Genomic DNA, 26042 nt, shown 5'->3' with positions numbered 1-26042 from the left:
AATTTTGGCGATAGTGGGAGAATCATAAGTCCTAAAAACTTTTCCCTGATGTGCGATCGCTCTTTATTCAATGCCAAACTTGTACTCGTAGCCATAATACATATCCCCATTACACCAATAAGGACTCATCGGAGTTAGTCTTTGATCGTTTATTCGTATTTCGCCTGCTACACCATACCCATTCTCATTCTCACGACGAGAGGGCGAAAATGCTGTAATGATTAATGATCGATCTGTACGTTGTGCATTATCAATAAATTCGTTAATCCTTGTTTTGAAATCCTTTGGTAAAAAGCCCTTTGAGTCAGAAGCCCTTTCACACCCACTGGGATTTTGAAGACTTTTATTTTGATAGTAGACCCACATCCTCTCAACATCATTAGGTATGAATACCTCATACCGACCGTTTTCTGGACTGCGTGGAGAAGTAAGTTCAGGACTAGGCGCAGGGGAGGGACTAAAAACAGGTTTAGGTGCAGGCAAAGATTGAGCTGGTTGAACTTCAGGTTGACCTGATTGATTAAACCTAATAATTCTGACGGTATTTTGCTCATTTGCTAAATTGATAGTAAAGTCCTGAGTTGGATAGCCAGCCTTACTTAAAATGACACGAACATCCCCTTGGCTTGGGATTTGTACTTTGGCATAACCATTATTATCGGTGTTTTCAATCTCTGGCGCTCCTTTGGCAATAAACTGAATCTTTACTCCTGCTAACGATTCTCCTGTTTCTGTTTGTGTGACAAGCTCAACTGTCTGTAGTGGTGCGACACATCCGTTTGAAATCCAACCGATATTACATCTAATTTCTGGGACAGTAACAGCAGTAGCAATAACTCCAACAAGAGCAATAGGAATACCTAAGACAAAGCTCCACTTAGTGTAGTCAAACTTTTTAGGACTTTGACTCATAGAAGTTTCCTTTCTATTGCTACCTACACCTCACTTCTTCACCCTCACCCCCATGATTTGCGACTACCTGGTACAAATCTTAACGGCTCGTGTCTATGATGTAGCCTAAGGAATCCCCCTAGATACACCCCCAACCTATCTGCACGACTCAATCACAAACTCCTGCTCAAGCAGGAAGATATAGAGATAAGTCTTTTCCTTCAAGCTGCGGGGTGCTTGTAACAACAAGATGGCACAACTAATACCAAATATGCTAGTAATGACCGTAGATCCCCGACTTCTCTAAGAAGTCGGGGATCTAATCTCCCAGCCTACTCGTCCAGTAGCAGTCGTTTGAAACCAATGCTATCGGGCAATTTACAATCCACTAAAAACTGCTGATAAGCCAAATCTCCCTCAATCTGCGCTCTGATCAACTCTGTCTTGGGTAACGTTCCTCTCCGTAATCCTGCATATTCTAAATAACTGGAAAACTCCCATTCCCCAGCCTGCTGCACCAGTCCTGCTTTCACCGGATTAAGATGAACATAGCGGGACAGATTGACTAGATAATCGCTTCCATGAACGTGGATACTTTGAAACCGCCCCTGAAATAATACCCCAACCCGATTGAACCGTTGATTAATCGCTTTTGTGTAGGAGAGTGAGAGCGATTTCATTGCATTAGATAGAGTTTCATCTCTCAGGTAAACCAAGAAATGGTAATGATTGGACATGAGACAGTAAGCAACAACATCTACTCCGTTGCTTGTAAGATGCTGCCTCACTAATCGCAGAAAATAAAGATAGTTCTCTCGCTCGAAAAAAATCGCTTGGTGATTATTCCCTCGATTGTAGATATGATAAAAGTTCCCGGTTCGCAGTGGAATCCGTCTTTGGGGCATGGGTAGGAGTTACAAAACGTCTTTTAGTAGTATTCCCAAAATCTCCCAGATCCCCAACTTCTTTAAAAAGTCGGGGATCTCAACCCACCAGTAAAGTAAAATTCTCTTTACACCCCGCATCTGCTTACCCCATGCTCTGCGACTACCTAGTACAAATTCTGACGGCTCGTGTCTACGATGTCGCCCAAGAAACACCCCTCGAATACGCCCCAAACCTCTCCGCACGACTCAATAACAAACTCCTGCTCAAACGGGAAGATATGCAATCCGTCTTTTCCTTCAAGTTGCGGGGTGCTTACAACAAGATGGCGCAACTATCCCCCGATTTGCTAACTCAAGGGGTAATCGCTGCATCTGCCGGAAACCATGCCCAAGGAGTTGCCCTTGCTGCCCGTCAGCTAGGAACCCAAGCGATTATTGTTATGCCCATCACCACACCCCAGGTTAAGATAGACGCCGTTAAAGCCCGTGGAGGAGAGGTGGTGTTGCATGGGGATACCTACGATGATGCCTATGCCTATGCCCGTCAACTGGAGGCAGACAAAGGCTTAACCTTTATTCACCCCTTTGATGATCCGCACGTAATTGCTGGACAAGGTACGATTGGCATGGAAATTTTGCGGCAATATCAGCAACCCATTCATGCTATTTTTGTGGCAATTGGCGGTGGTGGATTAATTTCTGGGATTGGGGCGTATGTAAAACGGTTGCGTCCCGAAATCAAGATTATTGGCGTTGAACCTGTCGATGCCGATGCGATGAACCAATCCCTTAAAGCAGGGAAACGGGTGCGCTTATCTCAGGTGGGTTTATTTGCCGATGGTGTGGCGGTGCGGGAAGTGGGGGAAGAAACCTTCCGTCTCTGCCAGCAATATGTAGATGAAATTATTTTAGTAGATACCGATGCTATTTGTGCTGCGATAAAAGACGTGTTCGAGGATACACGTTCAATTTTAGAGCCAGCCGGAGCACTAGCGATCGCAGCCGCCAAAACTTACGTAGAACGAGAACAAATCCAAGGACAAACGTTAGTTGCGGTTGCCTGTGGTGCTAACATGAACTTTGATCGCCTCAGGTTTGTGGCAGAACGCGCAGAGTTTGGTGAACGCCGCGAAGCCATCTTTGCTGTCACGATTCCGGAAAAACCTGGAAGTCTGCGTAAGTTCTGTGACTGTATGGGCAAACGCAACCTTACTGAGTTCAACTATCGCATTGCTGATCAAAAAGAGGCCCATATTTTTGTCGGTGTGCAAATTCAAAACCGTGCCGACGCCGCAAAGATGGTTGAATCTTTTGAAGCTTGTGGATTCAAAACCTTGGATTTAACCGATGATGAACTGACGAAATTGCATCTACGCCATATGGTAGGTGGACGTTCCCCCTTGGCTAATCATGAATTGCTCTACCGATTTGAGTTTCCCGAACGTCCTGGTGCATTAATGAAGTTTGTTGGTTCCATTAGTCCCAACTGGAATATTAGCCTGTTTCACTATCGGAATAACGGTGCAGATTACGGGCGCATTGTGGTAGGAATGCAAGTTCCGCCTGATGAGATGGAGGAGTGGCAGGCGTTTCTTGATACCCTTGGTTATCGTTATTGGGATGAAAATAAGAATCCGGCTTATAAGTTGTTTTTGGGATAGTGGGATTTGATCACAGGCGGCTCTGATTTTTTAGGATAGAGTAAAGAACGCCAGGTTTTGACTTTTTATGCAAACACCACAAACTGGGCAAACACCCGGAACCCTAACACATAATCTTTACGAAACTGACTTTGATGCCTGGATACAAGAACAAGCAAAACTCCTCAAAAATCAGCAATGGAGCTAACTTGATCTGCTTAATTTAATTGAGGAGATTGAGTCGTTGGCAAAACAACAACTTGCAGAATTGAGAAATTGTTTAAAGGTGTTAATTGGAGACTTTTACAATGGGAATATCAACCAGAAAAACGAAGCCGTAGCTGGCTGATGACGATTCGTGTTCAGCGTCGTGAAACTCAAGAATTGTTAGAAGAAAATCCCAGTCTTAAACCCTATCTTGAGGAAGTGTTGCCAAAGATATATGAGAGTAGTGGAAATTTAGCTGTAGGAGAAACAAACCTACCCCGAAAAACCTTCCCAGAAAATTACTTGTATCCGTTAACCTTAGAAGAAATATTTAGAGATGGCTGGTATCCGGGTGAACTTGCAACAGATGATTTGAGGGAATAATGCGGAAAAAAACTGGAAAAAGTTGTTTAGCTAAGGGTAGCTGGGCATGGCAGCAAAATCTGGCAATCTTGGTCAGAAAATAACCACAATGCCCACCCTACAAGAGTTTTTTCATACCAATTTTCTAGTTAAGGGGTTGCGCCAAAGAAATCGGACTGAAATTTTAGCCGTTTTGCAGCAGGGTTTGCCAACCGCAGAATATCAAGCTTTTGTAGAGAAATTGAGTTAGTAATTTTAAATAAAGCGATAACAGCACCCTAGGCAAACTCATGCGTACTAATGCCTTACAGACAGCAACTATCGATACAGCCGAACTAGTGCGATTGCTGCGAGCAATCTCCAAAATCTCTAGTCTGGTGGTTGTCATTTCTAGCTGTCTAGTTTTTGTCGGCTGGGCACTAGATTTCGAGTTGCTCAAAAGCATTTTGCCGGGACAGGTAACCATGAAGCCCAACACTGCCCTAGGAATGCTCCTGAGTGGGGCAGCACTATGGTTATGGCATCAACACTTAAAACTCCACAACGAAAAATTTGCCAAAAGCGTTGTATTAATTATTTACTGTTTGTCATCTTTCGTGGTTTTCTTGGGTCTGTTAACGCTAATTCAATATAGTTTTAATCTCGATTTTGGCATTGATCAACTGTTGTTTAAAGAATCTCCAGATGCAGTAGACGCACTAGCCGAAGGACGAATGGCACCCAATACTGCTCTCAACTTTGTTTTTATCGGATCGGCGTTGGTGTTATTCACCCGGAAAATTGATCGCCCTGCCCAGTTTTTCAGTCTTGTAACCTTTTTCGTGGCACTGCTGGCACTTACCGGACATCTCTATGCTGTGACGCAATTCTATAGTGTCGGTTCTGTCACGGGCATGGCAATTAACACAGCGAGTGATTTTCTGCTGGTGTCACTGGGCATTCTCTTTGCTGGTGCTGATCGAGGCTGGATGCGGGAGATTAGTAGCAACAAAGCAGGTGGCATCATGGCGCGGCGTCTGGCACCCGTGGTCATAATTTTACCGCTACTGCTCGGTTTACTAGCTCTGGTAACCTATAAGATACTTGATATACCAGCCGAATACGTGATCGCGCTACGCAGTGCTTTGAGTGTTGCGGTGTTGATCAGCCTTGTTTGGTGGAATGCTCGCTCTCTCAACCAAATTGACACCTACCGCTGGGAAACACAACAACGTTTAATTGAGAACGAACGGCGATTTCGTGCGATTTTTGACCAAACCTATCAATTTATTGGTTTATTGCATACTGATGGCACGTTGATTGAGGCAAACCGTACTGCTTTGGAGTTTGGTGGTGTAACTTCTGCTGATGTGGTTGGCAAGCCCTTTTGGGAAGCCCCCTGGTGGACGCTATCTGCCACAACGCAGCAGCAGTTGAAAAAAGCAGTTGCCAAAGCCGCTCAAGGTGAATTTGTGCGCTATGAGGTTGTTGTCCGAGGAGCAAGAGATACCGTTGCCACAATTGACTTTTCCCTCAAGCCGATCACCGACACTTCAGGCAATGTAATTCTGCTGATTCCAGAAGGCCGTGATATTAGTGAGCGTAAACAAGCAGAGGAAGCCTTACGTCAACTCAACGCCGAGTTAGAAACCAGAGTAGCCAAAAGAACAGCAGAACTGACTGCCATCAACACATCATTGCAACAAGAAGTTGGCGATCGCATCTCAGCACAAGTTGATCTACGTGAGAGCGAAAAACGTTTCCGACGAGCGGTCATTGATGCCCCTTTCCCAATCTTAATTCATTCTGAAAATGGAGAAATCCTCCAAACAAGCAAAGCTCTCACAGAGATTACAGACTACACTCCAGAAGAAATTCCTACCATCGCCGCTTGGACAGAAAAAGCCTACGGAGAACGTCAGGATGATGTACTAGAGGTGATTAACAATCTGTATGCCCTAGACCGACGGGTTGATGATGGGGAATTTGCTGTCACAATTAAGGACGGAACCCGCCGCATCTGGACATTCAGTTCCGCTCCCCTGGGCCAGGTGGCAGATGGCAGACGGTTGGTTATTTCTATGGCAGCGGATATTACACAGCGTAAACAGGCTGAAACTGCCCTGGCCAGTCGCTTAGAGCAACAGGCGGCAGCAGCGCAGCTCGGTCAAAATGCTTTGTCGGGAATTGAATTAGTGGCGTTGTTTGATCAAGCAACGGCTCTAATGGCCAAGGCTCTCAAGGTCGAGTACTGCAAGGTTTTGGAGCTACTGCCAGATGGCAAAACGCTGCTGTTGCGTTCTGGTGTAGGCTGGCAAGCGGGTCTAGTGGGGCAGGCTACCGTAGGAACTGACCTTGATTCTCAGGCTGGTTACACTCTTCAGGTCTCTGAACCCGTAATTGTAGAAGACTTAGCAACTGAAACCCGCTTTAGTGGGCCGCCGTTGTTACGGGAGCATCAAGTTGTTAGTGGTATGAGTACTGTGATTCGAGGCAGAGGATTACAGCCGTTTGGTGTCTTGGGGGTTCACACAGTCAGCCGATGCCAATTTACCAAGGATGATGTCAATTTTCTTCAGGCAGTGACCGGTGTGCTCTCAGCTGCGATCGCTAGCAAACAAGCAGGGCAAGAAATTCAACAGTTGAATGAAACGTTGGAACAACGCGTGCAAGAGCGTACCCAGCAGCTAAAGGAAACTAACCAAGAACTAGAAACTTTTTCTTACTCAGTTGCCCATGACCTGCGCGCCCCCCTGCGGGGAATCCAGGGATTTGCTTTTGCCTTGCTGGAGGACTGTGGCAATCAATTAGATGAATTGGCGCAAGACTACGTACAGCGCATGGCAGCTTCTGCCGAACACCTGGACACTCTAATCCAAGACTTGCTTGAGTACAGCCGTCTGGGACGCGCCGATATTCAATGGCAGTTAGCCAGCCTGAGCGCCATACTAGAGGGAGCGTTGATTGATTTAGATTCAGAGATTCAAGCCCACCAGGCACAAATAATTGTAGAGCAACCCCTACCGATTGTTAAAGCTCAACGCAGTATATTGAGGCAGGTATTGGTTAATCTGGTAAACAATGCCATCAAATTTGTTGTTCCCGGTGTGCAACCTGTAGTGCGGATCTGGGCAGAGCAAGGGGTGGGACAGCAGCAGAACCCAGGCGCAGAGAAGGCTCCTCGTTGGGTACGCCTCTGGGTCGAAGATAACGGCATCGGCATTGCACCCCAGCATCAAGAGCGAATCTTTAAGGCTTTTGAGCGATTGCATGGAATGAATGCTTATCCTGGTACTGGAATCGGGCTAGCAATCGTCTATAAAGGCATTCAACGCCTAGGTGGTAGCGTGGGAGTTGACTCTAGCCCCAATCAAGGCAGCCGTTTCTGGATAGAACTTATGCAAGGAGAGGATCAAGTTTATTAACCGTCAGTAGACGGGCAAAATGAATGCAGAGTGTGGTCTCTGTTAGCGGAATTGAGGCAAGCCTTGGAGGATGAACTAATTTAAGATGATGGATTTAAACGATTATGGAGTCTTACTTGTAGAAGACGATTCTAACGATATTCTGCTTATTAAGCGAGCCTTTCGTCAGGCAAATTTGACCAATCCTATCCGTATTGTCGAGGATGGAGATCAGGCAGTTGAGTACCTTTCTGGTCAGGGGGACTATAGCGATCGCAACCAATACCCACTACCCGCCATGATCTTGCTCGATCTAAAGCTGCCTCGCCGTTCCGGACTGGAGGTTTTAGAATGGATACGGCAGCAACCCGTTGTCAAACGCATTCCCGTTGTTGTACTCACCTGTTCTAGGGAAAGTGCAGACGTTGATCTGGCTTATGACCTGGGTGTAAATTCCTACCTGGTCAAACCCGTTAGGTTCCAAGCTCTAATGGGGATGGTAGAAACGATTAACACCTACTGGATGAGGCTAAACCAGTATCCCTCAATTGTCTCTTCGTAAGAGGCGCTCAAGCTATAGCTACCACACAGTCACGACCAATACAAGGTTTATGGTGCAGCCTTTTCTGATGATGCAGCTTGCTCAATTCTCTGGCAGCTTTGCTCACCGCCGACGCAGATCATCAAGTAGTGTAGATGCCCCTAGTGTGGCGTTGCTCAACAGAGAACTCAAGTCTAGAGTTTGCCTAAAATTCGACCTCGTATTATGCAACGCTGTTTGCCGAGTCGGTTCGTAGCTCTAAGTTAGGTAATAGGCGTATCTTACCGGAAACCCCTGTTCAATGAACCTCGGCGACTCTTTTTCCGCGTCCAACTGCTGCTAAGCCAAATTACCAGGAGTAAAACTCCTGTGAGCAAAGCTCCTAGATTCCATTTTACTGAACTCTTAAGCAAATTTAGACGCTGATCTGCCTTAACCTCTTTTGCCCTGGTGCTGATAGTGGTTTCTCCTTGAGCAAGGACTGAGGATAGCTGTCCTTTGACATCTTCTAGTTGCTGGCCACTGCCAATCTGAGGAGAGCCACCTGTAGAATTAAAACCAGTTAAAAGCTCCTCCATTTGCTGTTGAGTTGTTACTCCTTGTAGTTGCTTTTGAATTTGCTGAATTTGATTCTTTCCTTGCTCAATTTGGTTAGTAATTTGTTGAGTGTTTTGTCGGTCAATTCTTAAGGTGTTGACAATCGCCAAAGGAATCATGAGAAAGAACAATATTGCCATCAAAAAAGCCAACCAAGATAAGCTTTTTAACAGAGGTAGCTCCCATTTACCTCGTCCGCCTCTCTCGCCAAAAAACACCAGTCCAAATCCCAGCAGCAGTACGACAACACGTTCAACAATTGCCCCAAAAGTCTGGAATTCCCAAACAGGATTCATAAATTGGGGTGGAATTATGATGGCTACCAGCTCAACTAGGGAAAATAACAAAAATCCGTAGCCAATCCAATGCAGGAGTAAGGTAGACGACAATATTTCAACGCAATATTGTCGTAATACTTCAACTTTTGCTTCAAGTTGTTCAGTTAGTTTTGTACTTGATTCGTTCATAGAGTTTTAATATTGTTTAATAAAGTAGTAAATATATAGCCCTTCTCTACGGCATGCATGACTTCTCAGATCCCTATCCGACGAAGAGAGTCTTAATTATTAATCCCCTTCCTACAAGGAAAAAGGCGATGTGCTGCGCGCACACTACGGGAGGAGGGTTAGGTTTTTTTGAGCTACACACCTAATTGAGAACTGCGATCAGCTTCCTTGCTGAGAAAAGCGGGAATGCCACCATTCGTACCACGGCAACCAAGTAGTTTCCAGCGTTTGGTAAGCCTGTTCAGGAGAAGAATCTTTAATCGGTAATGATAAATGAGTCCAGAGACAACGATTGTCCAGTAAAGATTCTTGATCCATGAGCCAAGGTAGTAAACGGCTAAACCGCAAGTCAGTCTTATAGCGGTTTTGGATTAACTGTGTATAGGTAATAGCACTATCAGCACGGGGATTGATGCAAGCTCTTAAGTAAGCTCGCTGCTCGTTAAGTGACAAGCTGTAGGCACCGATTGCTCGATGGTAACGTATCGTTGGAGTTAGCTCACCAGGTGATAAAACACTGGGGTTGTACTTGCGAAATAGCGCTTCATTCTCAAAAGAACTCTCGACATAGCGCATCTCAATTATAAGCTTGAGGTCTCCCTGACGATATTGGTAGTTTCTCCCTAAGGGTTCCATCAGAGGTTGACTTCCTAGAGATTGCCAACTGGGTAAAGGCACATTCGTAGGAAACTCAAAGGCTTTCGCCGTCAATCTCTTGTCCGAAGCCGTGCCAAAAACTGACTTTCCTAAAACAAGAATAACACCCCCGAAGGTAAGTGCTAAGAGAGATACTCTAAGGGACTTCCAGAAGATCATAGCCTTGAGGAATCCACATCAGTTTGATCTTGAATTCCCTCCTGTCGTAGTAAGAAAAAATAGAACAACCCAAACAACATAACGGCCATCAGTGTGAAGACAAGAGAACCTTGACCATCGTGCCAGTAGGCTAAAACTTTTTGATTTTGGGTACTGGCAAAAAACGCCATTATTACTACTCGAACACCATTCACCACAAAAGCCAAGATCATGGCAATGATGGGCACAAAGTATTTTTTTACCCCGCTCACAGGAAACATTACGAGAGTTAATACAGACAAGCCTAACAGATAAAATATTCCTCTTAAGCCAGAACAAAAAGGCTGCACATTGACTCCGCCTCCTGGCAGCATCACCGTCACGCCTTGCTGAAATACATCAAATCCCGTGTACCACATCATAACTGCGGCAAATTTAGCAGTTACAACCGAGATATCAATGACAGGAAAAATGGCTGCTTTGGGAACGCCGAGAAAAAACAGGAGGAGCAACTCCTGCCAATATTGTCTTAGTCCCTTAAAGCCAGAAGCTAGCAAGGCAAGACCAAGACCAGACAGAAAGGGAAACGCACCGAGAAAGTGAGTTGTTAGCTGAGGTGAGGAACTTCTCAAAAGTACCACAGCGATTAAAAGAATTCCTAAAAAGCTGGAGAAAACATCGCTTTCTAAGTTCAAGCTGTTGCGTTTCTGCCAAATTAAAGATGCCGCAGCTAACCAAAAAAGAAGACCGATTGAAGAGACGCTGCTGCCGTCTATTCGCTCTGTTAAGCTCAGATGAATTGTGATTAACCCCGTGGCGATGCCCAATAACAAAAACTGAGAGCCTTTTATGGCCGAAAGAAGAGAGAATGTCTTCATGGTTCGTGGGAAAGTAAAAATTTCTCTTCTAATGATTAAAATTTGGGACACGGTATAGCCATGTCCCTATATGGTAGTCAACACCCTTCTTTACCTAACTTACAAAACATCAGCTGAGAGCAATTCCCTATGCCTTGACTTTGGCTTTAGCTTTAACCTTACCCTTAGACTTCTCCCGTCTGAACAAGCCAGCAAAGCCAACAGCTGCACCCGTACCCAAGATAGTTAGGGGTTCAGGGATATCCTCGGAGGTCACACTTGAGCTGCTGGTAAGCCAGTCACTGTAACCACCAGAGCCACCAATACTTTGGGCGTGGAGAGCTAGTGCCAATTCACCTGTTCCGAAAAGTCCTTGAAGTTGACTATATTCTGAATCATTGACCAGGTTGAAAACAACGCTTACAGACTCACCTACATCTACAGCATTTTTATTAAATCCACCTGGGCTATCGGGATCTGCTCCAAAAGCAGCATCCCATCCAATTCCACCACGAGGGTTTTTGGGTGTAGCACCTGCGGAAAATTTAACCACACTGCTATTAATAATTGAGTCAAAATTTAGATAATTAAGAAATGTATTTTGTTTTTCCAGAAATAGATTTCGTTAATAGTTGCAGGTGCCGTAGCACCACTATTGTTGAACTTAAATTGAACTTTTCCGCCTCCTATATCTTCAACATTGACGCTGAAGTTGGGTGCTACATTTGTTGCTCCATGATTGGTCACGTTACCGAAACCAATGTTAAATGCCTCTGCTGGCATTATTTACACAGCAAGAGCAACACCCGTTGCTACCAATGCAGTGGGCAGGAAAGAGAACTTGTTCATTATTTTTTAGACAGAATTAAGTTGGATAAGTCATGGAATAAGTGCTTGGAGAAGACCAACTGATTGACTTGATTTCCAAGAATTTACTCGTTAATTTAGGCTAGCTTAGCCAACAATAAAATTTGAATGATTAATCAAAACAATATACGGCTTTTATCAAAGCTTTAACAAAGTTTTTATGGATTGATTTTTCTCTCCTTTGAGGTGAAATTGGGATAAGTATAATCTAACCTTATTACCTAATTGTTATATTGTCCTCTACAGACATAGAAATTGACGGATTTTCCCCATGTCCTTTTCCACGAATGTCTTAGGATGGATTGAGGAAAATCGCTTACTTATGATGCAGCCTTTTTTGGTGATGTCGGTTGCTCAATCCTCTGTTCAATCTCTTCTAGTGTTTGCCAAACTAATCGCTTTGCCTGAAGTTTCCAACCCCATCGTTGAATTTTAACAGCGGCAAAACCTGCGGCAGCCGTGACCAAAAAATCTAAGGGTTGGAAGAAAGAAATCCCAAAGATTAAACCGAGTCCCGCAATTCCCCAGAAGGGCAAAGCTACAGTCTGACGTTGTTTCTCGACTAACTGGCTGATGGCATCAGTTGGCATCATCTCCAGCAGTGCTGCTTTAACCTGCCGTTGCTCTGCTAGAGGAACGGATATGCCAATCTTCTGGCGCAGTTTTTCAATTTTACGAGCATCGGTGCTGTACTCGGTTAATTCGTCCTCTGCCATGAGGACTAGGCGTTCTAGCTGTCCCATTTGAGATTATATTTTTCCTGTTTTGTCAAGTATTATCGGCTCAAGTGCGCTTCAGCAGTGAAGAAAAGCCGTCTTTAACTTGGTTAATCGCTGTTTGAAAAACACCGTTGCCACTAGATTGGGTTGGGACTGCTACTTGAATAGGTTCATCTTTAAACTCTTTGAGGCGATAGCCATACTCTAGTTGATGCTTATTTTTGCGCAGAATGGGATACAGCCGCAAGGCTCCCCCAAGCAAGTCTTCCTGACTATCAAAGATTGCTTGATTGATTTGGCCGGAGCGTTTCACTGCGATTACTCCCACCAGATACCAATTTTTTTTACCCTCAATGCGAATGTAAATCTCAAAATCTGGTGTTCCCCCAGTTTTCATTCGCTCATATTGTTTAGCAGCTTTAGCGCGTTCAGTCGAGCGCTTGGAGACTTTTGCTGGAGGCTGAGATTTGCCAAATCCGGGGTTGGTCGTCATGGTTGTTAAATTTTTGGTGTAATATCTTAACAAAGTTTAACATAATTTTAATAAACTCTCTTGGAGTACCGAGGAACTTGTTAACTCATGGGTTCCGACTAACTAGGAACGAATTATCGCTCCTTCGCTGTACTTACTGTGTTGCTTTTACTACGCGAAGGAGCCAGATCTACTTTCTGGAGAGAGGAGTACGATTTTTGTAGGTAGATAAATATTTAATTTTGATTCTATTGTGACCAGAAAGCCACAAATAGACCGTCAGCGAGAGCATCAAGCAAACGAACGCACCTTTCTGGCTTGGCTGCGAACTTCTATTGCCCTAATTGGCTTTGGCTTTGCTATTGCTCGTTTTGGCATCTTTTTGCGCCAAATTCAAATAGTAGTTACTCAAGAAACAGCTTCACAACATCCCATCTTTAACTCGGAGAACTTAGGCGTAATTTTAGTAGTTTTTGGTATTGTTGCAATTGCCCTAGCAGCTTGGCGCTACGATCAAGTTTTTTGGCAAATTGAGCGGGGAGACTATCGACCGAACCGATTAATAATTTGGATGACGACTGGGGTAGTTATGATATTAGGACTTCTCAGTCTTCCTTTAGTATTTTGGCGCAATCGGATACCCACCTCTGTGCCTTCACCTCCTAGCGAACCGCAATCCCAGAAGCATCTTTAATCATGCTTGTAGAGGAAAAATCACTAGGGACGTGCATTTGATAAAGTTGCTGCTAATAACCACTTCATTTGTACTTTCAAAGAACTTACTGCATCTAGGCGGATTTATACCTGCTAGCTTACATTTAAAATAGCGGGTGTGATACAAGCAAGAAAACTTAATTAGTGTGAACAGTCCCCGTATTGAACCTGAACCTGGTCAAGAGTCTGTGTGGGATTACCCACGTCCACCCCGCCTAGAGGAGTCACCCAAGCGCATCCGGATTATTTTCAATGGGGTGACAATTGCCGAGAGCAATCGTTCCCAGCGTGTTTTAGAAACAAGCCATCCCCCCGTTTACTATATTCCTCCTGAAGATATCAAGATGGAATATTTATCAAGAACAAATCAAGGGTCGTTTTGTGAGTGGAAGGGGCGGGCAATTTATTACACAGTTATTGTTGGTAACAAACAAGCGGCTAATGCGGCTTGGGCTTATCCAGATCCCACAGCAAGCTTTGCTCCTCTCAAAAATTATTTAGCCTTCTATGCCCATATGATGGATGCCTGTTATGTGAATGGTGAGTTGGTAGAACCACAGCCCGGTAATTTTTACGGTGGTTGGGTTACCAAGGATATTCTAGGACCATTTAAGGGTGGCCCTGGAACCTGGGGCTGGTAAAAAAAATCGAGACGAAGGAAATTTGACAGGGGTATAGAAGTGCTTTTTTTTTGACAAAGGTTAGCGTTTTCAGGTAGTTCAGGTAGAACAGTGCAAGATAGTCTTGATTTGTCAAAAAAACCTATCGAAAGCAACAGATTTGGGCGGTGAGGACACTCCTTACTCAAAAAATAAATTAGAGAATAGAGGAGTACCGCCCATTGATTGTTCATTGAGTTGTATGGTTCCCTGAGCAATCAACTCTGAGCCAACATCTTCGTCTTCTGAGAAACACAAAAAAGTCTATACCCCTTACCCAACTTCAGCTAAGTCCAGTTGAGCGATCCTGATTATTTAGGAGATCTCTAAAGGTTTGATGTAATTCTCCTGTGTAACAACTTACTCGTGGCATGGCGTGAGCTCGAGAAAAGAAGAGAGACTTAATTGCACCTAGGGAAAAGTAATTCATCTTGGGCAAGTGCAGGGCAATTTGTTGATTACCAACACCTCGAACTTCAAACCAAGTTCCGATGGTTGGCGGTAATTCTGTATTGAGACGTAGGGAAAGCTTTGAGTTTGAGAAAGACTGGGCGTAGGTAGAACTCAAAAACGGTTCGTAGATTTTGGCTTCTGGTGTTAGTTGTTTAACGAATGCTAAGCTAACACCTTTCAAGAGTTGCCGCAGTGGTTCGGCTTCCTTGCCAATCAACTCTTTAACCAAGGTAGTTTTTGCTACAGAGTCATTGAGACTAGCTTGGTCAGTTGCACTCAGATGTGTGCCGCCGAGAGCGACAAGAAGATACTTAGAACCACCTAACTGAGCAAAAGACCGCAAATGATGATCCAACGAAGGTGTAATAACATCCTCTGTCCCCGTCAAAATTAAGGTTGGAGTTTTAACTCTCGCCAGACCATTTTTGCCAAACAAGCGTCCTGCCATCGGGTTAAGAGCAATTACCTGTGCCACTCGTCGATCCTGTAGAACAACAGAGTCGTTAGGCAAATTAGTGGCTGCACACTGGAACCAGTCTGCGGGTGAACGTCCCACGGGAGAGCGATTTTTACAAAACCTTCTGAGCTCATCTAAATCCAATTTGCCCCCAGCTAAAGCTAAGGCGGTATACCCTCCTAGAGAGTGACCGATGACGGTGACTCTTTGAGTATTAAATTTGCCTCGCATGCGGCTGTATCGTTGATTAATTGTGGCTAATCGGTCTAGCAGAAAGCTGACATCTTTAGGGCGGTCAATAAACTCCGATGGGGGTAACAAATCGCCGAGGTTACCACTAATCGAGACACCGTTGATCCACTCAAAATTACTACCAGGGTGTTCTATTGAGGCAACAGCAATACCGTGAGAAGCCAAATGACGGGCTATGTAGGTGAGGAATCTGCGATCAGAACCAAAGCCATGGGAGAGAACCACCAGCGGCCCAGAGACATCGCGCGCCCAGTAAAGGTCTACAATAATCGTGCGTTGGCGTTCTCGGTCTCTGAGCCTAATGGTTCGTTCCTGGACGAATTGTTGGCCAGCTTGAGTCGGGTCAAAACTGGGGAGGACTGTGGCAGAGTCGGTAACTTTAAGATCCCGCTCCAGCAAAGGACTTATCGCTTGACTTTGTAGGTAAGAAGTATTGAGCTGAAGGGCGATTGTCAAGGCAGAAGTGGCATCAATAACAACATTTTCGTCGGGATAAGCCCGTAAGAAACTCAGTACACTCAGACCATTAGCTTGCCTTGCTGCCAAAAACAAGGCAGCTTGCAATTGCTCTATGTTGCTATCAGGAAGTGCCTGACCAATTCTTTTGAATAATCGCGCGCCATCAGTGGAAAGAAGGAGGTCATTGATAAATTTCTCTGTCATATTGGGGTCGATTTGCAGGCGTCTTGTTAGCAAATGCCGCACCTGTGGGTTGAGTACTGCGCTGTAAGGTGTAAGCGTTTTTGTCAACTCGCCAGTCTCAGCAAAATGTTCTAAGTCGTCAATTTCGACCGATTGCTCAAAGGGGCCCAAACGCAGAGTGAAGCGTTGAGCCGCTGAAACCGAGGTGGCGATACTGCAAAAAAAAGCAGCAAAGAGCGCATACATAGCGCCCTGTCTGATGAGATTGATTCGACTTCTGGAACTGACTTGTGGAAGTTGACCGTCGCTAGAAGACCGAAATACCCTATCACCAGACCAGTTAAGCTGAAACTTCATAATGCAAGATTTCACCGCGATGTGAATAGCTATTAATAATCTTGGCAAAGCGACCCGATTAAAAATCTATAAGTTTCCCAAGTACTTTTGCTTTAGGGGGGTCGCTCAGGAACGTAAACTTTTTGGCACAATAAAGCAATCGCCTTTTATAATCACAGATTGTCGCCGACAATGCCTTCACGAAGGTTACGGATAGAATGAGGCAAGAGCCCCAAAGCCCATAACTCATCACGGACAAAATGAGTTCTCCCCAGCCACCACAACCGCCGAAGACACTGCTTGGTCAACTGACTCAGGCAGTACAGACGATTCAGGCAAAAGTTAACTTTCAGGCACTGGCAATTAAACCTAATGCTAAAGTGCCTGAACTTTGGGTGCAAGATGCAGGTGCAGATAAAGCCGATGTCTATCCCCTATTAGGAGACCGTTATTTACTAGGGCGTAGTTCCAAATCCTGCGATATTGTAGTGCGTAACCCAGTAGTCAGTCAGATTCATCTGTCTTTGGAGCGCTACGGAAGACGCAGGAGAACCTTCCTGATCAAAGACGAAAACTCCACCAACGGGATTTACCGAGGAAAACGCCGCCTCGGCTCACTGATGCTTTGTCACGGTGATGTTCTCACGATTGGACCGCCGGAACTAGCAGCATCGGTGCGGCTTGAGTACCACGATGCACCACCTTGGTATGTCCGGGGTATTCGTTACGGTCTTTACGGCGTCGGTGGATTGATCAGCTTGGTAGTACTGTTAATTTTTATTGAGGCACTGCAAGCGCCAGCAGTACGGCCATTGCCACTCGGTGTCCAAGGGCCGGTGATTGTCTATTCCGAGAACCAGACACCTCTGCGGCAACCCCGCACAGATGCCCATAGAGAACTCAAGAGATTATCCGATTTTTCGCCCTATTTGCCCCAGGCGGTGGTTGCCTCAGAAGACAGCCGCTATTACTGGCACTTTGGGATAGACCCCTACGGTGTTTTACGGGCGGTAGTCAGGAATATTCAGGGCGGAGGCATTCGTGAAGGAGCTAGTACCCTGACGCAACAGGTAGCTCGGAGTTTGTTTACTGACTATGTAGGCAGAGAAAATACTGCCTCTAGGAAACTGCGAGAGGCTGTAGTTGCCTTGAAGCTAGAAACTTTATACAGCAAGGACGAAATCTTAAAGACTTATTTAAATCGCATTTACTTAGGGGTTGAAGCCTATGGCTTTGAAGATGCCGCCCAGTTTTATTTTGACAAATCAGCAAAGGATCTGAATATCTCGGAAGCGGCAACACTAGCAGGAATTTTGCCAGCCCCCAACAGCTATAACCCGGTTGAGAACTACGATAAGGCTTTGGAACGACGCAACCGGGTAATTAGGCGGATGGCGGAACTAGGGATGATCAACCAGGAGGAGGCAAACAAAGCACGGCGATCACGTATTGAGGTTAGCCCCAAAGCTAGCGCATTCCTCAATAGCACTAAAGCCCCCTACTTCTATAGCTACGTCTTTAATGAACTGCGCGATTTATTAGGAGCAGATTTAGCCCAAGAGGGAAACTTTATCGTTGAAACTGGTCTGGATCTCCGGACTCAGGCAACAGCAGAGTCGTCCCTGAGTAACTTTGTCGATACGGAGGGCGATCGCTTAAGATTCTCCCAGGGGGCAATGGCTACCCTCGACACCAGTAATGGTGAAATTCTGGCTCTCGTTGGTGGCGTAAATTACCAACAAAGCCAGTTTAATCGAGCTACCCAAGCCCAACGACAACCTGGGTCAACTTTCAAGCTATTTGACTACGCTGCTGCTTTAGAGCAAGGTATCTCACCTAGAAAAGCCTACTCCTGCGCCCCCCTGCGGCGTTACCGAGCTTGTGAACGTTCTGGTGGGTCAATCGACATGTATACCGCCTTAGCGCTGTCTGAGAACGTGGTAGCCATTCGGGTAGCTCAAGATGCCGGTTTAAATAACGTGGTGGATTTGGCGCAACGTCTGGGTATTAGTTCCAAACTTGATCCAGTTCCAGGTTTAGCAATTGGTCAAAGTGAGGTCAAAGTCCTAGAAATCACTGGTTCCTACGCCGCAATCGCTAATCGTGGCGTCTGGAACCGCCCCCATGCAATCCAGCGGATTCTCGACAGCAGCGATTGTACTGATTTTAAAGATCCACAAACCTGTAGGGTAATTTACAGCTTTCAAGAAAATGGTGAAGGAGGTAGAACAGTCCTCTCACCAGCAGTAGCAGACACCATGACCAACATGTTGCAAGGTGTCGTGCAAAGAGGTACAGGTCGTGCGGCTGCTTTAGGAATGGGAGAAGCTGGTAAAACTGGTACTACTGACCGCTATGTCGATCTCTGGTTCATTGGCTATATTCCAGCACGTCAGTTAGTCACTGGGATCTGGTTGGGTAACGATGATAACTCTCCTACCAGAGGAACTAGTGGACAAGCTGCCCAGTTATGGAGTAAATATATGCGTCAGGTTGTCCAGTAAAAGGGTGGCAGTGGAAAGTTTAACCGAATTGACCACTTCTTTAGATAGAAATAGTTACTAAATCTTTAAATTGCTTATTTCCTTAAGCCAATGTTTACTTTTACTTTAAAAATGCTTAATTTTTCCAAGTAGAGGTTCCCGAAAATTGGCTGTGAAATTGATATATTTTGCTCATTTTTCACAGTAAATCTTTTGAAGAACTCTGGTCGAGTCAAGAATAATTAATAATAATTGTCTGGGTAATCATCAGGTGTATAAATGACCGCTAACGTACTCTTGGGTCATCCGCTGCTGAGGATTAGTAAAGATAACTTCTGTTTTGTCGTACTCTACTAAGTAACCAAATCCTTTGCCGTCACCTGCTTGCTGTCTATCGAAAAAAGCCGTCATATCTGTTGCACGCCTAGCCTGTTGAATATTGTGAGGGACGATGATTATGGTATATTTACTTTTGAGTTCGTAAAGCAGTTCTTCCACTTGCTTGGTTGAGATGGGATCAAGGGAGGAACAAGGTTTATCCATCAGCAAAATTTCCGGTTCGAGGGCAACAGCACGGGCAATGCACAAGCGCTGTTTTTGCCCACTGGAAAGGGATAAGGCACTGGCTTTAAGTCGATCTTTGATTTCATCCCATAAATTAGTTTGCCGGAATGAACGTTCTACCAATTCATCCATGTCGCCTTTATAGTTATTTATCCTAGCTCCATAGGCAATATTGTTGTAAATTGACTTCGGGAAAGGGCAAGCTTTTTCAAAGACAATGCCAATCCAACGCCGAACCAATATGGGGTCTACTTCTGCGGAATACAGGTTTTGATTTTTATAGAATAATTTCCCTTCTGTTCGGAAGTTATCGATTGAATCGTTGAGACGGTTGAAACACCTAATTAATGTACTTTTTCCACAACCAGAAGCACCAAGAATGGCAGTAATCTGATGTTTGGGAATTTCCAGAGAAACATCTCTAAGTACCAAAAAATTACCGTAGTAGGCACTTAAATTTTCTGCCCGCAAAATGTAGTCAGTTGGCTCGCCTTTACTGTAGTCTTGGTGCTCTATTCGATGTTTCAGCTTCTTGTGGTTAATCTGGTTTTGCGTAGGCATAACACAACAGAAGCGAATGAGATATAGTGAAGCACGACGGATTAGCCGATTATAGATTAGTTAATATTTAAATTAAACTTCCAAATAAACTTCCCAAGCTCGATATACAGCTCACTTAGAAAGGTACACAAATAACAGGCTAAGCTTCAGCTTTTAAGCAGAGTCCTTTTACTAAGAACTCTTGGCAGCGATCGCTAATTTTGCTCCCTTAACCCGACGCAATAGATCCATCACGCCAACTACCTTACCATGTTCAACTCTTTGATCGGCGTTGATAATGACCACAGTTTCAGAGTTTGGTTTTACTAAAGAGCGTACTGCACCTTCAAGTTCTGAAAGCTTAATCGGCTTGCGGTTAAGTGCAATTGTTCCGTTCGACTCAATAGAGACAGTGATTTTAGTACTAGGCTGAGGTTGAGCTGTTGAAGCCTTTGGTAAGTTAACTGGTAGTCCTTCAGAACGGGTTAAATACAACGTAGAAATAATGAAAAATGCCAGAATTGAGAAAATGACATCGATCATGGGTACGATATTAATCTGGAGAGGAGAATCCTGCTCATCGGGTAGACGCATAGGGATGTCCTCCTCGTTCGTAGTGACGACGATAAATAAGTTCTAACTGACCGCCGTACTCCTGAATTAGTGCTAATTGACGCAGGTAAAATCCTCGGAACATATTGGCAAACAACAGAGTAAAAATTGCCACAACCAATCCCATAACTGTAGAGACTAAAGCTTCAGAAATTCCGCCCGTGACTCTCGTGGTTGCACCATCTCCGACATCACCGATTCTCAGGGCAGAAAAAGCAGTAATTAAGCCTAAAATCGTACCTAATAGACCCAGCAGTGGCGAAACATTAATAATTGTTTCAAACATTGTACTAAATCTCTTCAAAGTTGGTAGTTCTGCTTGTGCCGCACTTTCTAAGGCTAAGCGAAATTCCTCCGGTGTAGGGTTATCTAGTTCCAAGGCTTCCAAGAAAATCCGAGAAACTGGCAAGTCAGCATTCTGCTGTAGCAGTTTAATTGCCGCCTCCGGATCTGTTCTGTAAAGCTTGAGCACTTCTCTAATGACTCGGCGTTGTCTGCGTTTGACTTTAAACCAAAACACTAAGCGCTCAACAATCAAAGCTACTGCTATCAAGGAGAATACCAGTAAAGGCCAGGCGACAATTCCACCAGCGATAAAAAAATTGCTAATTTGCATAGGCTTTCAGGTAAATGGCACAAGAATAGCATTCAGGCGATCGGGATATTATCTTACGCTAGAAGCTAGCAGAGGTTTTTGGGTAGAAACAATAAGATTAAGTAAAGAAACATTATAAAATAGAAAAAGGGCGCTATTTGCGCCCCACTAGTGCTAGTAAAAAAATAGAATCATCTACTCAATTTTCTATTAACGATTAGTCCCCATCTTTTAAGTAGACAAGAAGGGCAAAAAGAGCTGTATCTAGCTTCTCAAAAACCAGAAACTTGAGATAAAAACTCAATTTGCGGGACTAGCGGGTCTTGAACAACACCAATACCAGCAAAACCCCAACGTTGAAGCAAGTGTTTTAACTGAGTACCAGGAACTGACTCCACAGTAAAGCGGTCAGCCACTCCAGAAGCATGGGTATTGAGATAGCTAAGAGCCTCAAAACGTTCCCGAAACATCAAGAGGTAACTTTCCCCAACTGTTTCAGCATTACTATTTGGCTTGGCAACAAGATACTGCCCGTCGGCTCGAGAACGAATCAGATAATAAATTTGGGAAAACATTAACAAAAAAAATGACTATGATAGTTGAATGGCACTGATTTAAGAAAATTTACCTCAACCGATCAACCCCCGTGCAGGGGGTTTGGGGGGAACTCCCCCCAAGCAGAGTTTCTAACAACAAACGACTATTTGCCGCTTTAGTCAGTGCGATTCTTCTATGGTTGAGTACTATTTCAGATTTTCCAGGCGAATCCGAGGATCGACAACCTTGAGCAGCAAGTCTGCTAACAAATTGCCAACAATTAGCATTACTGCACCCATCATCAGGCTTGCCATTACCAGATAGAGATCTTGAGCTGTCACAGCCTGCAAAATCAAACGCCCTAAACCAGGCCAATTGAAGAAATATTCAGCAATAAATGACCCACTCAGTAAAGCGGCAAACTCAAAACCCAGAATGGTCACCAGGGGATTGATCGCATTGCGCAGAGCATGAACATAGATTACCCGGTTTTCTGGGAGTCCCTTGGCTCGCGCTGTTTGGATATAGTCTTGACGCAGAACGTCTAGCAATTCTCCTCTAGTAATGCGCTGTAGACCAGCAAAACTAGTGATAGAGAGAGCAATAGTTGGCAAAATCATATGCCAGCCAATATCCAAAACTTTCCCAATCGGCGATAAATCTTCATGATTAATACTAGTCATGCCGCCCACAGGGAATAAAGGGGTGGTGTACTGTGCAAAGATCAGCAGCAACAAGGCAAAGATGAAGCTGGGAAAGCCCTGACCAGTATAGCTAATTACTTGTAAAAATCGGTCGCTCCAGCGATTCTGATTGACAGCAGCAATAATTCCCAAGGGAATGGCGATCACCCAAGTAAGAATAATCGAGGAAATTGCTAGCAGCAACGTATTAGGTATCCGTTCCCACAGCAAAGACGACACGGAGCGAAAATAGACAAAACTCTGCCCAAAGTCGCCTTGAGTAACCACCCTTCCTAGCCAGCGCCAATACTGGATATATCCCGGTTGATCCAGACCGAATTGCTGCCGTAGTTCCTCAATACGTTCCGGTGAAATTTGCGGATTCTGCCTCAGGGTATCTAAATAATCCCCTGGTGCCAATTGAATAATGGCAAAACTTAAGGCAGAGGCTAAAAGCAAGGTCAAAAGTCCCTGGGATAACCGCTTAGTAACGTAGAGAAAAGTCTCACTGGTAACCAGCATTTTTAGCCAATTAACAGCGAGAGTGAACCTATTCTTGATTGAGGAATCCTTGGTTGAAGTTACCATAGAATGCCCATCCTACCTCATTATTTATTAGTGACTAATACTCAATCAAAGTCACCACCGGGACTTCAGGCAGTTTCTGACGACCACCCAAATCCCGTAGCTCAATGATAAAACCGAAGCCAACCAGTGAGCAGCCAGCCTTTTCTACTAAATTAGCCGTGGCGCTTGCGGTACCACCCGTAGCAATTAAATCATCCACGATCAAAACACGACTCTCAGGAACTAGGGCATCTTGATGCACTTCCAACCTATCCACACCGTATTCGAGTTCATACTCAACGGTGTGTACTGCGGCTGGGAGTTTGCCCGGTTTGCGGACAGGGATAAACCCAGCTCCCATTTGATAGGCTAAAGTTGGGCCAAAAATAAAGCCACGGGACTCCATCCCCAGCACGTAATCAGCTTCTAGTCCAGCTTCTCGGCATTTTTGAGCAAAAGTGTCAACTGTATAGCGTAGTCCATCAGGGTTACGCAGCAGCGTGGTGATATCTCGATACAAAATTCCTGGTTTAGGAAAATCGGGAATTGACCGTATTAAGGACTTTAAATCCATGAAACTGTTAAATCTTCCGTAGTTAGATTAAGGGGGAGAATACTTACTTTGAGTGCCGACACAGTCGCACACCCACAATTATCCTGTAACTTGTCATCCACTCCCTGCAAAATCGTACACTAGTAAATTGAACGGTTTTTGTGGATGGGGAGAAACTTGCGACCTGGCTAATCAAACTTTTTTATACGTCATCGGTTCTAATATTTGGGTACAAGCCACAACTAGAGAATAGTCAGACTAGGCATTAGGCATCAATCATGATTAAAGGCTCTCGTCGAGGCAGCTACCTTTTGCTTACCCATTTATTCAGGCAGATCAGGCATGAGGTGATAACCTCGGAGAATAGAATTATGAAGTAATTGTAGCAACGCCAAAACATTGGACACAAATGCCAATATAAAATGTCAGCTAATCTAGAGACTCCTATATTTAGAGTTACTTTTAGAGTTACTTGGACAAAAACCAGTCTACCCACAGTCGCTATTTGGAATGAATCTTTCTGTGAGCGTAATGCCGACAAACAGTCCTTCTGCTCAGTCAAAGCACATGATTTTGGATAGTCTAGCCGATCCGCCAATCTCAGACCGGCTGTGCCCACCACGCACCAGGCAGCAGATTGATCTGATTCTACTGACCATTGAATCTCTGGAACTAGGGGGTTCGGAAGCTATGCTGTTTGCGGCAAAGGAGCTCGAACTCCAGGATATTATCAAAAATCGTGTTGTTCTGTGGCGTCTGCGCTGCGCTAATCCTTGGCGGCGATCTCACTCGAGAAGACCCCTAAAGCTAGAGGAAGCCAAGGCTTTAGTGGTGATTGCCTCTCATCTGGCGCGCAAAATGACCGTTTTGATCCGGCAACTACTACTGGCTTACCAACAACTCAATGATAAGCAGGTAACGCTCGAACATCATTTTCGTTTGTCCGAGTATCTCGAACGGTTTCGGAAACATTTTCGGAGCAGAATGAATCCACGAAGAGCAAAGGTTGCTGCCTATAACTCAGATGAAAAGTTAAACGAGCTAGCACTCTCGCTGTTGAGTCAGTTGCTATTCTGTACAGGAACTTCTGGCATGCAGCGATTTTGGACTAGCTTGTTCGATGGAGAAGTAACATGACAATTCGACGTCAGTACAGTTTGCCAAATTGCACGCTAATCTTGGAAGGATTGAGTGACTCTGTAACCACGGCAGGGAATCAGCCCGATGCCCGTCCCTTGATGACGATCTTGGTTAACGCAGAATGTTATTTGGCAGGTAGGGAACAACCCCTGAGCGGCGGACGCGAGTTTTTGGAAAGCCTGGTGAGGTCTGTTAGTAGCTACGCTCAGGAATTCTTATCTCAGGTGCGTCATCCCCAAACCCATGGGGAGAAGCCAACTCTGGTACAGTTGCAGAACATAGAAAAAAACAACTTGCATCGCTTGATGCTGATGGAAAACCCGGAGACTGCTGCCAATGGCTACAGTACAACAACGACATCTAGTGGGATTGCTCAAGAAAAAGCAGTTTACGTTGATCTGACTACGGTGCAGCTATTCGACTTAGTTGAGGCGACAGACCAGTTTCTGGCTGATAGCCGCACTCTACCAGACCTGATAGTACCCTTACAGCCAGTTTCCCGGCGTTATAAAAAAGCCGAGCAATCAGCGGCAAAGCGAGCCACTCCTGCCATTGTCGGAGTGACGAGTTTAGCTTTAGCAGCGGTCGCTTTGTTCTTTGTACCCATACCCAAAGTACGCGAACCCTTGCCAGAATCCCGTACTAATTCTAGTAAAGTAACTTCAGAGAATTCCCAGGAAGAAGAGAACTCCACAGCTACACCTGAGTCAGATCCACCTTCTGCTTCTGAGACGAGAAGGACTCTGACAGAAGTTTCAGAGATTAATGATCCAACAGAACTTGGTTTTTTGAAACGTGCTCTTTACAAGAAGCTTAATCAATCTTGGGAGAACCGGAGAAGCTTAACAGAAAATTTGACTTATCAAGTCAGCGTTGGCAAAGATGGAGCCGTTATCGGCTACAAGCCAGTTAAAGGAACGCCGCTTAATGTGGGAGAGCAAACTCCTTTACCTGAGTTGCTCTATATCCGGACTCCAGGTAATAACGCGATTCAAGAAGCCACCGCTCAGTTCCTCGTCGTTTTTACCAACACGGGCATTCTACAAATTAGTCCTTGGCAAGGGTATATAGGTCAAGCTGGCTTAGGACCAGAAATAACTGAATCTGCGGTAATTAGCAATTTGGCAGATCAGCTTTACCAAACAATTAATACCGACTGGGACAAAACTCTCACATCCCCTAGTGAATTAGCTTACCGGGTGGGTGTCACCGAAGATGGCGTAATTGCTGACTATGAGCCCATTAATACACCCGCCTGGGATTATGTTGAGCAAACTCCCCTGGAAAGATTACTGAAGCCAGAGGCAGCGGGTATTGGTGTTGAGGGAGCTGGATTAGTACCCCAGAAACCCCTGGCTCAGTTTCGGGTGGTGTTTCAGCCCGACGGAGTACTAGAAGTAGCTCCCTATAGATAAATAAATATCTAGGCAGGAAGGTTGAGGCCTCAAGGGATAGACCTTCAGTATCCTGATCATAACTTACAAAATCTGCAAGTTAAATACTGTAGATTAGCTTACTATTTTTCTCTTT

The 26042-nt window shown here is 44.9% G+C and carries 26 protein-coding genes and 2 pseudogenes; 12 read left to right on the top strand and 16 right to left on the bottom strand.

What is annotated here, in order from left to right; translation table 11 throughout:
- Window positions 1-63 precede the first annotated feature (63 nt).
- Window positions 64-912, bottom strand: a complete 849-nt coding sequence (locus tag ACT7WV_RS05715) for a peptidase associated/transthyretin-like domain-containing protein (protein ID WP_445101976.1) — start codon at window positions 910-912, stop codon at window positions 64-66.
- A 52-nt stretch (window positions 913-964) separates the two neighbouring features.
- On the opposite strand from ACT7WV_RS05715, the pseudogene ACT7WV_RS25820 reads away from it, so the two are divergent.
- Window positions 965-1180: pseudogene (locus ACT7WV_RS25820) on the top strand (threonine ammonia-lyase, biosynthetic); the annotation flags it as partial.
- Between the two features lie 43 nt (window positions 1181-1223).
- Here the strand turns inward: ACT7WV_RS25820 and ACT7WV_RS05710 are convergent.
- Window positions 1224-1796: a transposase gene (locus ACT7WV_RS05710; RefSeq protein WP_445101975.1), complete on the bottom strand. Its 573-nt coding sequence runs from the start codon at window positions 1794-1796 to the stop codon at window positions 1224-1226.
- A 131-nt stretch (window positions 1797-1927) separates the two neighbouring features.
- Here ACT7WV_RS05710 and ilvA point away from each other — a divergent pair, with 131 nt between their 5' ends.
- From ilvA to ACT7WV_RS05680, 6 genes and pseudogenes are all read left to right on the top strand, one after another.
- Window positions 1928-3439 (top strand): threonine ammonia-lyase, biosynthetic, encoded by a 1512-nt coding sequence (ilvA, locus tag ACT7WV_RS05705; RefSeq protein WP_445101974.1) that lies wholly within the window; start codon window positions 1928-1930, stop codon window positions 3437-3439.
- Between the two features lie 67 nt (window positions 3440-3506).
- A pseudogene (locus ACT7WV_RS05700) lies at window positions 3507-4009 on the top strand (DUF29 domain-containing protein).
- A 46-nt stretch (window positions 4010-4055) separates the two neighbouring features.
- Entirely contained in the window at window positions 4056-4238 is a 183-nt protein-coding gene (locus tag ACT7WV_RS05695; protein ID WP_445101973.1) for a hypothetical protein, read from the top strand.
- 40 nt (window positions 4239-4278) lie between these two features.
- A complete protein-coding gene (locus ACT7WV_RS05690; protein WP_445101972.1) occupies window positions 4279-7392 on the top strand; it encodes a PAS domain-containing sensor histidine kinase in 3114 nt (1037 codons plus the stop codon).
- A gap of 85 nt (window positions 7393-7477) precedes the next feature.
- Complete coding sequence (locus tag ACT7WV_RS05685) at window positions 7478-7933, top strand: response regulator (RefSeq protein ID WP_445101971.1); 456 nt, start codon at window positions 7478-7480, stop codon at window positions 7931-7933.
- A 49-nt stretch (window positions 7934-7982) separates the two neighbouring features.
- Window positions 7983-8168, top strand: coding sequence for a hypothetical protein (locus tag ACT7WV_RS05680; protein WP_445101970.1), 186 nt, complete (start codon window positions 7983-7985; stop codon window positions 8166-8168).
- A 25-nt stretch (window positions 8169-8193) separates the two neighbouring features.
- Here ACT7WV_RS05680 and hpsJ-A read toward each other — a convergent pair whose 3' ends face one another.
- From hpsJ-A to ACT7WV_RS05645, 7 genes are all read right to left on the bottom strand, one after another.
- Window positions 8194-8976, bottom strand: a complete 783-nt coding sequence (gene hpsJ-A, locus ACT7WV_RS05675) for an HpsJ-like protein, cyanoexosortase A-associated (RefSeq protein WP_445101969.1) — start codon at window positions 8974-8976, stop codon at window positions 8194-8196.
- Between the two features lie 198 nt (window positions 8977-9174).
- Window positions 9175-9831 carry a cyanoexosortase A system-associated protein gene (locus ACT7WV_RS05670; RefSeq protein WP_445101968.1) on the bottom strand — a complete coding sequence of 219 codons (657 nt, stop codon included), beginning with the start codon at window positions 9829-9831 and terminating at the stop codon, window positions 9175-9177.
- Window positions 9828-10688, bottom strand: a complete 861-nt coding sequence (gene crtA, locus ACT7WV_RS05665) for a cyanoexosortase A (protein WP_445101967.1) — start codon at window positions 10686-10688, stop codon at window positions 9828-9830. The genes ACT7WV_RS05670 and crtA overlap by 4 nt, the downstream gene beginning before the upstream one ends.
- 127 nt (window positions 10689-10815) lie before the next feature.
- A complete protein-coding gene (locus tag ACT7WV_RS05660; RefSeq protein WP_445101966.1) occupies window positions 10816-11220 on the bottom strand; it encodes a PEP-CTERM sorting domain-containing protein in 405 nt (134 codons plus the stop codon).
- 26 nt (window positions 11221-11246) lie between these two features.
- Window positions 11247-11450, bottom strand: coding sequence for a hypothetical protein (locus tag ACT7WV_RS05655; RefSeq protein ID WP_445101965.1), 204 nt, complete (start codon window positions 11448-11450; stop codon window positions 11247-11249).
- 404 nt (window positions 11451-11854) lie between these two features.
- A complete protein-coding gene (locus tag ACT7WV_RS05650) occupies window positions 11855-12277 on the bottom strand; it encodes a hypothetical protein (RefSeq protein ID WP_445101964.1) in 423 nt (140 codons plus the stop codon).
- 40 nt (window positions 12278-12317) lie between these two features.
- Complete coding sequence (locus ACT7WV_RS05645) at window positions 12318-12746, bottom strand: HHL1-like protein (RefSeq protein WP_445101963.1); 429 nt, start codon at window positions 12744-12746, stop codon at window positions 12318-12320.
- Between the two features lie 232 nt (window positions 12747-12978).
- Between ACT7WV_RS05645 and ACT7WV_RS05640 the strand changes: the two genes are divergently transcribed.
- Both ACT7WV_RS05640 and ACT7WV_RS05635 read left to right on the top strand, forming a co-directional pair.
- Window positions 12979-13419 (top strand): YidH family protein, encoded by a 441-nt coding sequence (locus ACT7WV_RS05640; protein ID WP_445101962.1) that lies wholly within the window; start codon window positions 12979-12981, stop codon window positions 13417-13419.
- A 166-nt stretch (window positions 13420-13585) separates the two neighbouring features.
- Entirely contained in the window at window positions 13586-14080 is a 495-nt protein-coding gene (locus ACT7WV_RS05635) for a DUF427 domain-containing protein (RefSeq protein ID WP_445101961.1), read from the top strand.
- Between the two features lie 301 nt (window positions 14081-14381).
- Here ACT7WV_RS05635 and ACT7WV_RS05630 read toward each other — a convergent pair whose 3' ends face one another.
- Window positions 14382-16274: an alpha/beta hydrolase gene (locus ACT7WV_RS05630; protein WP_445101960.1), complete on the bottom strand. Its 1893-nt coding sequence runs from the start codon at window positions 16272-16274 to the stop codon at window positions 14382-14384.
- Window positions 16275-16498: 224 nt separating this feature from the next.
- Between ACT7WV_RS05630 and ACT7WV_RS05625 the strand changes: the two genes are divergently transcribed.
- On the top strand, window positions 16499-18742 hold the full coding sequence (locus tag ACT7WV_RS05625; RefSeq protein ID WP_445101959.1) for a PBP1A family penicillin-binding protein: 2244 nt from the start codon (window positions 16499-16501) through the stop codon (window positions 18740-18742).
- Between the two features lie 246 nt (window positions 18743-18988).
- Here the strand turns inward: ACT7WV_RS05625 and ACT7WV_RS05620 are convergent, their stop codons facing one another.
- The 6 genes from ACT7WV_RS05620 to ACT7WV_RS05595 form a co-directional block, all read right to left on the bottom strand.
- Window positions 18989-19846: a phosphate ABC transporter ATP-binding protein gene (locus ACT7WV_RS05620; RefSeq protein ID WP_445101958.1), complete on the bottom strand. Its 858-nt coding sequence runs from the start codon at window positions 19844-19846 to the stop codon at window positions 18989-18991.
- Window positions 19847-20017: 171 nt separating this feature from the next.
- Window positions 20018-20419, bottom strand: coding sequence for an ExbD/TolR family protein (locus ACT7WV_RS05615; protein ID WP_445101957.1), 402 nt, complete (start codon window positions 20417-20419; stop codon window positions 20018-20020).
- The gene (locus tag ACT7WV_RS05610) at window positions 20403-21053 is read right to left on the bottom strand and encodes a MotA/TolQ/ExbB proton channel family protein (protein WP_445101956.1); all 651 of its coding nucleotides are present in this window, start codon (window positions 21051-21053) and stop codon (window positions 20403-20405) included. Before ACT7WV_RS05610 ends, ACT7WV_RS05615 begins: the two co-directional genes overlap by 17 nt.
- A gap of 251 nt (window positions 21054-21304) precedes the next feature.
- Window positions 21305-21607, bottom strand: coding sequence for a hypothetical protein (locus tag ACT7WV_RS05605; protein WP_445101955.1), 303 nt, complete (start codon window positions 21605-21607; stop codon window positions 21305-21307).
- Between the two features lie 168 nt (window positions 21608-21775).
- Window positions 21776-22840 (bottom strand): ABC transporter permease, encoded by a 1065-nt coding sequence (locus tag ACT7WV_RS05600; RefSeq protein WP_463424148.1) that lies wholly within the window; start codon window positions 22838-22840, stop codon window positions 21776-21778.
- A gap of 34 nt (window positions 22841-22874) precedes the next feature.
- Window positions 22875-23393 carry an adenine phosphoribosyltransferase gene (locus ACT7WV_RS05595; RefSeq protein ID WP_445101954.1) on the bottom strand — a complete coding sequence of 173 codons (519 nt, stop codon included), beginning with the start codon at window positions 23391-23393 and terminating at the stop codon, window positions 22875-22877.
- A gap of 489 nt (window positions 23394-23882) precedes the next feature.
- On the opposite strand from ACT7WV_RS05595, the gene ACT7WV_RS05590 reads away from it, so the two are divergent.
- The gene (locus tag ACT7WV_RS05590; protein ID WP_463424147.1) at window positions 23883-24509 is read left to right on the top strand and encodes a DUF3038 domain-containing protein; all 627 of its coding nucleotides are present in this window, start codon (window positions 23883-23885) and stop codon (window positions 24507-24509) included.
- Window positions 24506-25927 (top strand): DUF4335 domain-containing protein, encoded by a 1422-nt coding sequence (locus ACT7WV_RS05585; RefSeq protein ID WP_445101952.1) that lies wholly within the window; start codon window positions 24506-24508, stop codon window positions 25925-25927. The genes ACT7WV_RS05590 and ACT7WV_RS05585 overlap by 4 nt, the downstream gene beginning before the upstream one ends.
- The last annotated feature ends 115 nt before the right edge of the window (window positions 25928-26042 follow it).

Source organism: Symploca atlantica LB2515, from assembly GCF_052546295.1.
Note: the sequence above shows the minus strand (reverse complement) of the source record. Positions and strands in the feature narration are given on the sequence as shown.

Excerpts from the sequence above, each read along its gene's own strand:
- ACT7WV_RS05715 (WP_445101976.1), bottom strand. The coding sequence starts at position 912 with ATGAGTCAAAGTCCTAAAAAGTTTGACTACACTAAGTGGAGCTTTGTC.
- ACT7WV_RS05710 (WP_445101975.1), bottom strand. The coding sequence starts at position 1,796 with ATGCCCCAAAGACGGATTCCACTGCGAACCGGGAACTTTTATCATATC.
- ilvA (WP_445101974.1), top strand. The coding sequence starts at position 1,928 with ATGCTCTGCGACTACCTAGTACAAATTCTGACGGCTCGTGTCTACGAT.
- ACT7WV_RS05695 (WP_445101973.1), top strand. The coding sequence starts at position 4,056 with ATGGCAGCAAAATCTGGCAATCTTGGTCAGAAAATAACCACAATGCCC.
- ACT7WV_RS05690 (WP_445101972.1), top strand. The coding sequence starts at position 4,279 with ATGCGTACTAATGCCTTACAGACAGCAACTATCGATACAGCCGAACTA.
- ACT7WV_RS05685 (WP_445101971.1), top strand. The coding sequence starts at position 7,478 with ATGATGGATTTAAACGATTATGGAGTCTTACTTGTAGAAGACGATTCT.
- ACT7WV_RS05680 (WP_445101970.1), top strand. The coding sequence starts at position 7,983 with ATGGTGCAGCCTTTTCTGATGATGCAGCTTGCTCAATTCTCTGGCAGC.
- hpsJ-A (WP_445101969.1), bottom strand. The coding sequence starts at position 8,976 with ATGAACGAATCAAGTACAAAACTAACTGAACAACTTGAAGCAAAAGTT.
- ACT7WV_RS05670 (WP_445101968.1), bottom strand. The coding sequence starts at position 9,831 with ATGATCTTCTGGAAGTCCCTTAGAGTATCTCTCTTAGCACTTACCTTC.
- crtA (WP_445101967.1), bottom strand. The coding sequence starts at position 10,688 with ATGAAGACATTCTCTCTTCTTTCGGCCATAAAAGGCTCTCAGTTTTTG.
- ACT7WV_RS05655 (WP_445101965.1), bottom strand. The coding sequence starts at position 11,450 with ATGCCAGCAGAGGCATTTAACATTGGTTTCGGTAACGTGACCAATCAT.
- ACT7WV_RS05650 (WP_445101964.1), bottom strand. The coding sequence starts at position 12,277 with ATGGGACAGCTAGAACGCCTAGTCCTCATGGCAGAGGACGAATTAACC.
- ACT7WV_RS05645 (WP_445101963.1), bottom strand. The coding sequence starts at position 12,746 with ATGACGACCAACCCCGGATTTGGCAAATCTCAGCCTCCAGCAAAAGTC.
- ACT7WV_RS05625 (WP_445101959.1), top strand. The coding sequence starts at position 16,499 with ATGAGTTCTCCCCAGCCACCACAACCGCCGAAGACACTGCTTGGTCAA.
- ACT7WV_RS05620 (WP_445101958.1), bottom strand. The coding sequence starts at position 19,846 with ATGCCTACGCAAAACCAGATTAACCACAAGAAGCTGAAACATCGAATA.
- ACT7WV_RS05615 (WP_445101957.1), bottom strand. The coding sequence starts at position 20,419 with ATGCGTCTACCCGATGAGCAGGATTCTCCTCTCCAGATTAATATCGTA.
- ACT7WV_RS05610 (WP_445101956.1), bottom strand. The coding sequence starts at position 21,053 with ATGCAAATTAGCAATTTTTTTATCGCTGGTGGAATTGTCGCCTGGCCT.
- ACT7WV_RS05605 (WP_445101955.1), bottom strand. The coding sequence starts at position 21,607 with ATGTTTTCCCAAATTTATTATCTGATTCGTTCTCGAGCCGACGGGCAG.
- ACT7WV_RS05600 (WP_463424148.1), bottom strand. The coding sequence starts at position 22,840 with ATGGTAACTTCAACCAAGGATTCCTCAATCAAGAATAGGTTCACTCTC.
- ACT7WV_RS05595 (WP_445101954.1), bottom strand. The coding sequence starts at position 23,393 with ATGGATTTAAAGTCCTTAATACGGTCAATTCCCGATTTTCCTAAACCA.
- ACT7WV_RS05590 (WP_463424147.1), top strand. The coding sequence starts at position 23,883 with ATGAATCTTTCTGTGAGCGTAATGCCGACAAACAGTCCTTCTGCTCAG.
- ACT7WV_RS05585 (WP_445101952.1), top strand. The coding sequence starts at position 24,506 with ATGACAATTCGACGTCAGTACAGTTTGCCAAATTGCACGCTAATCTTG.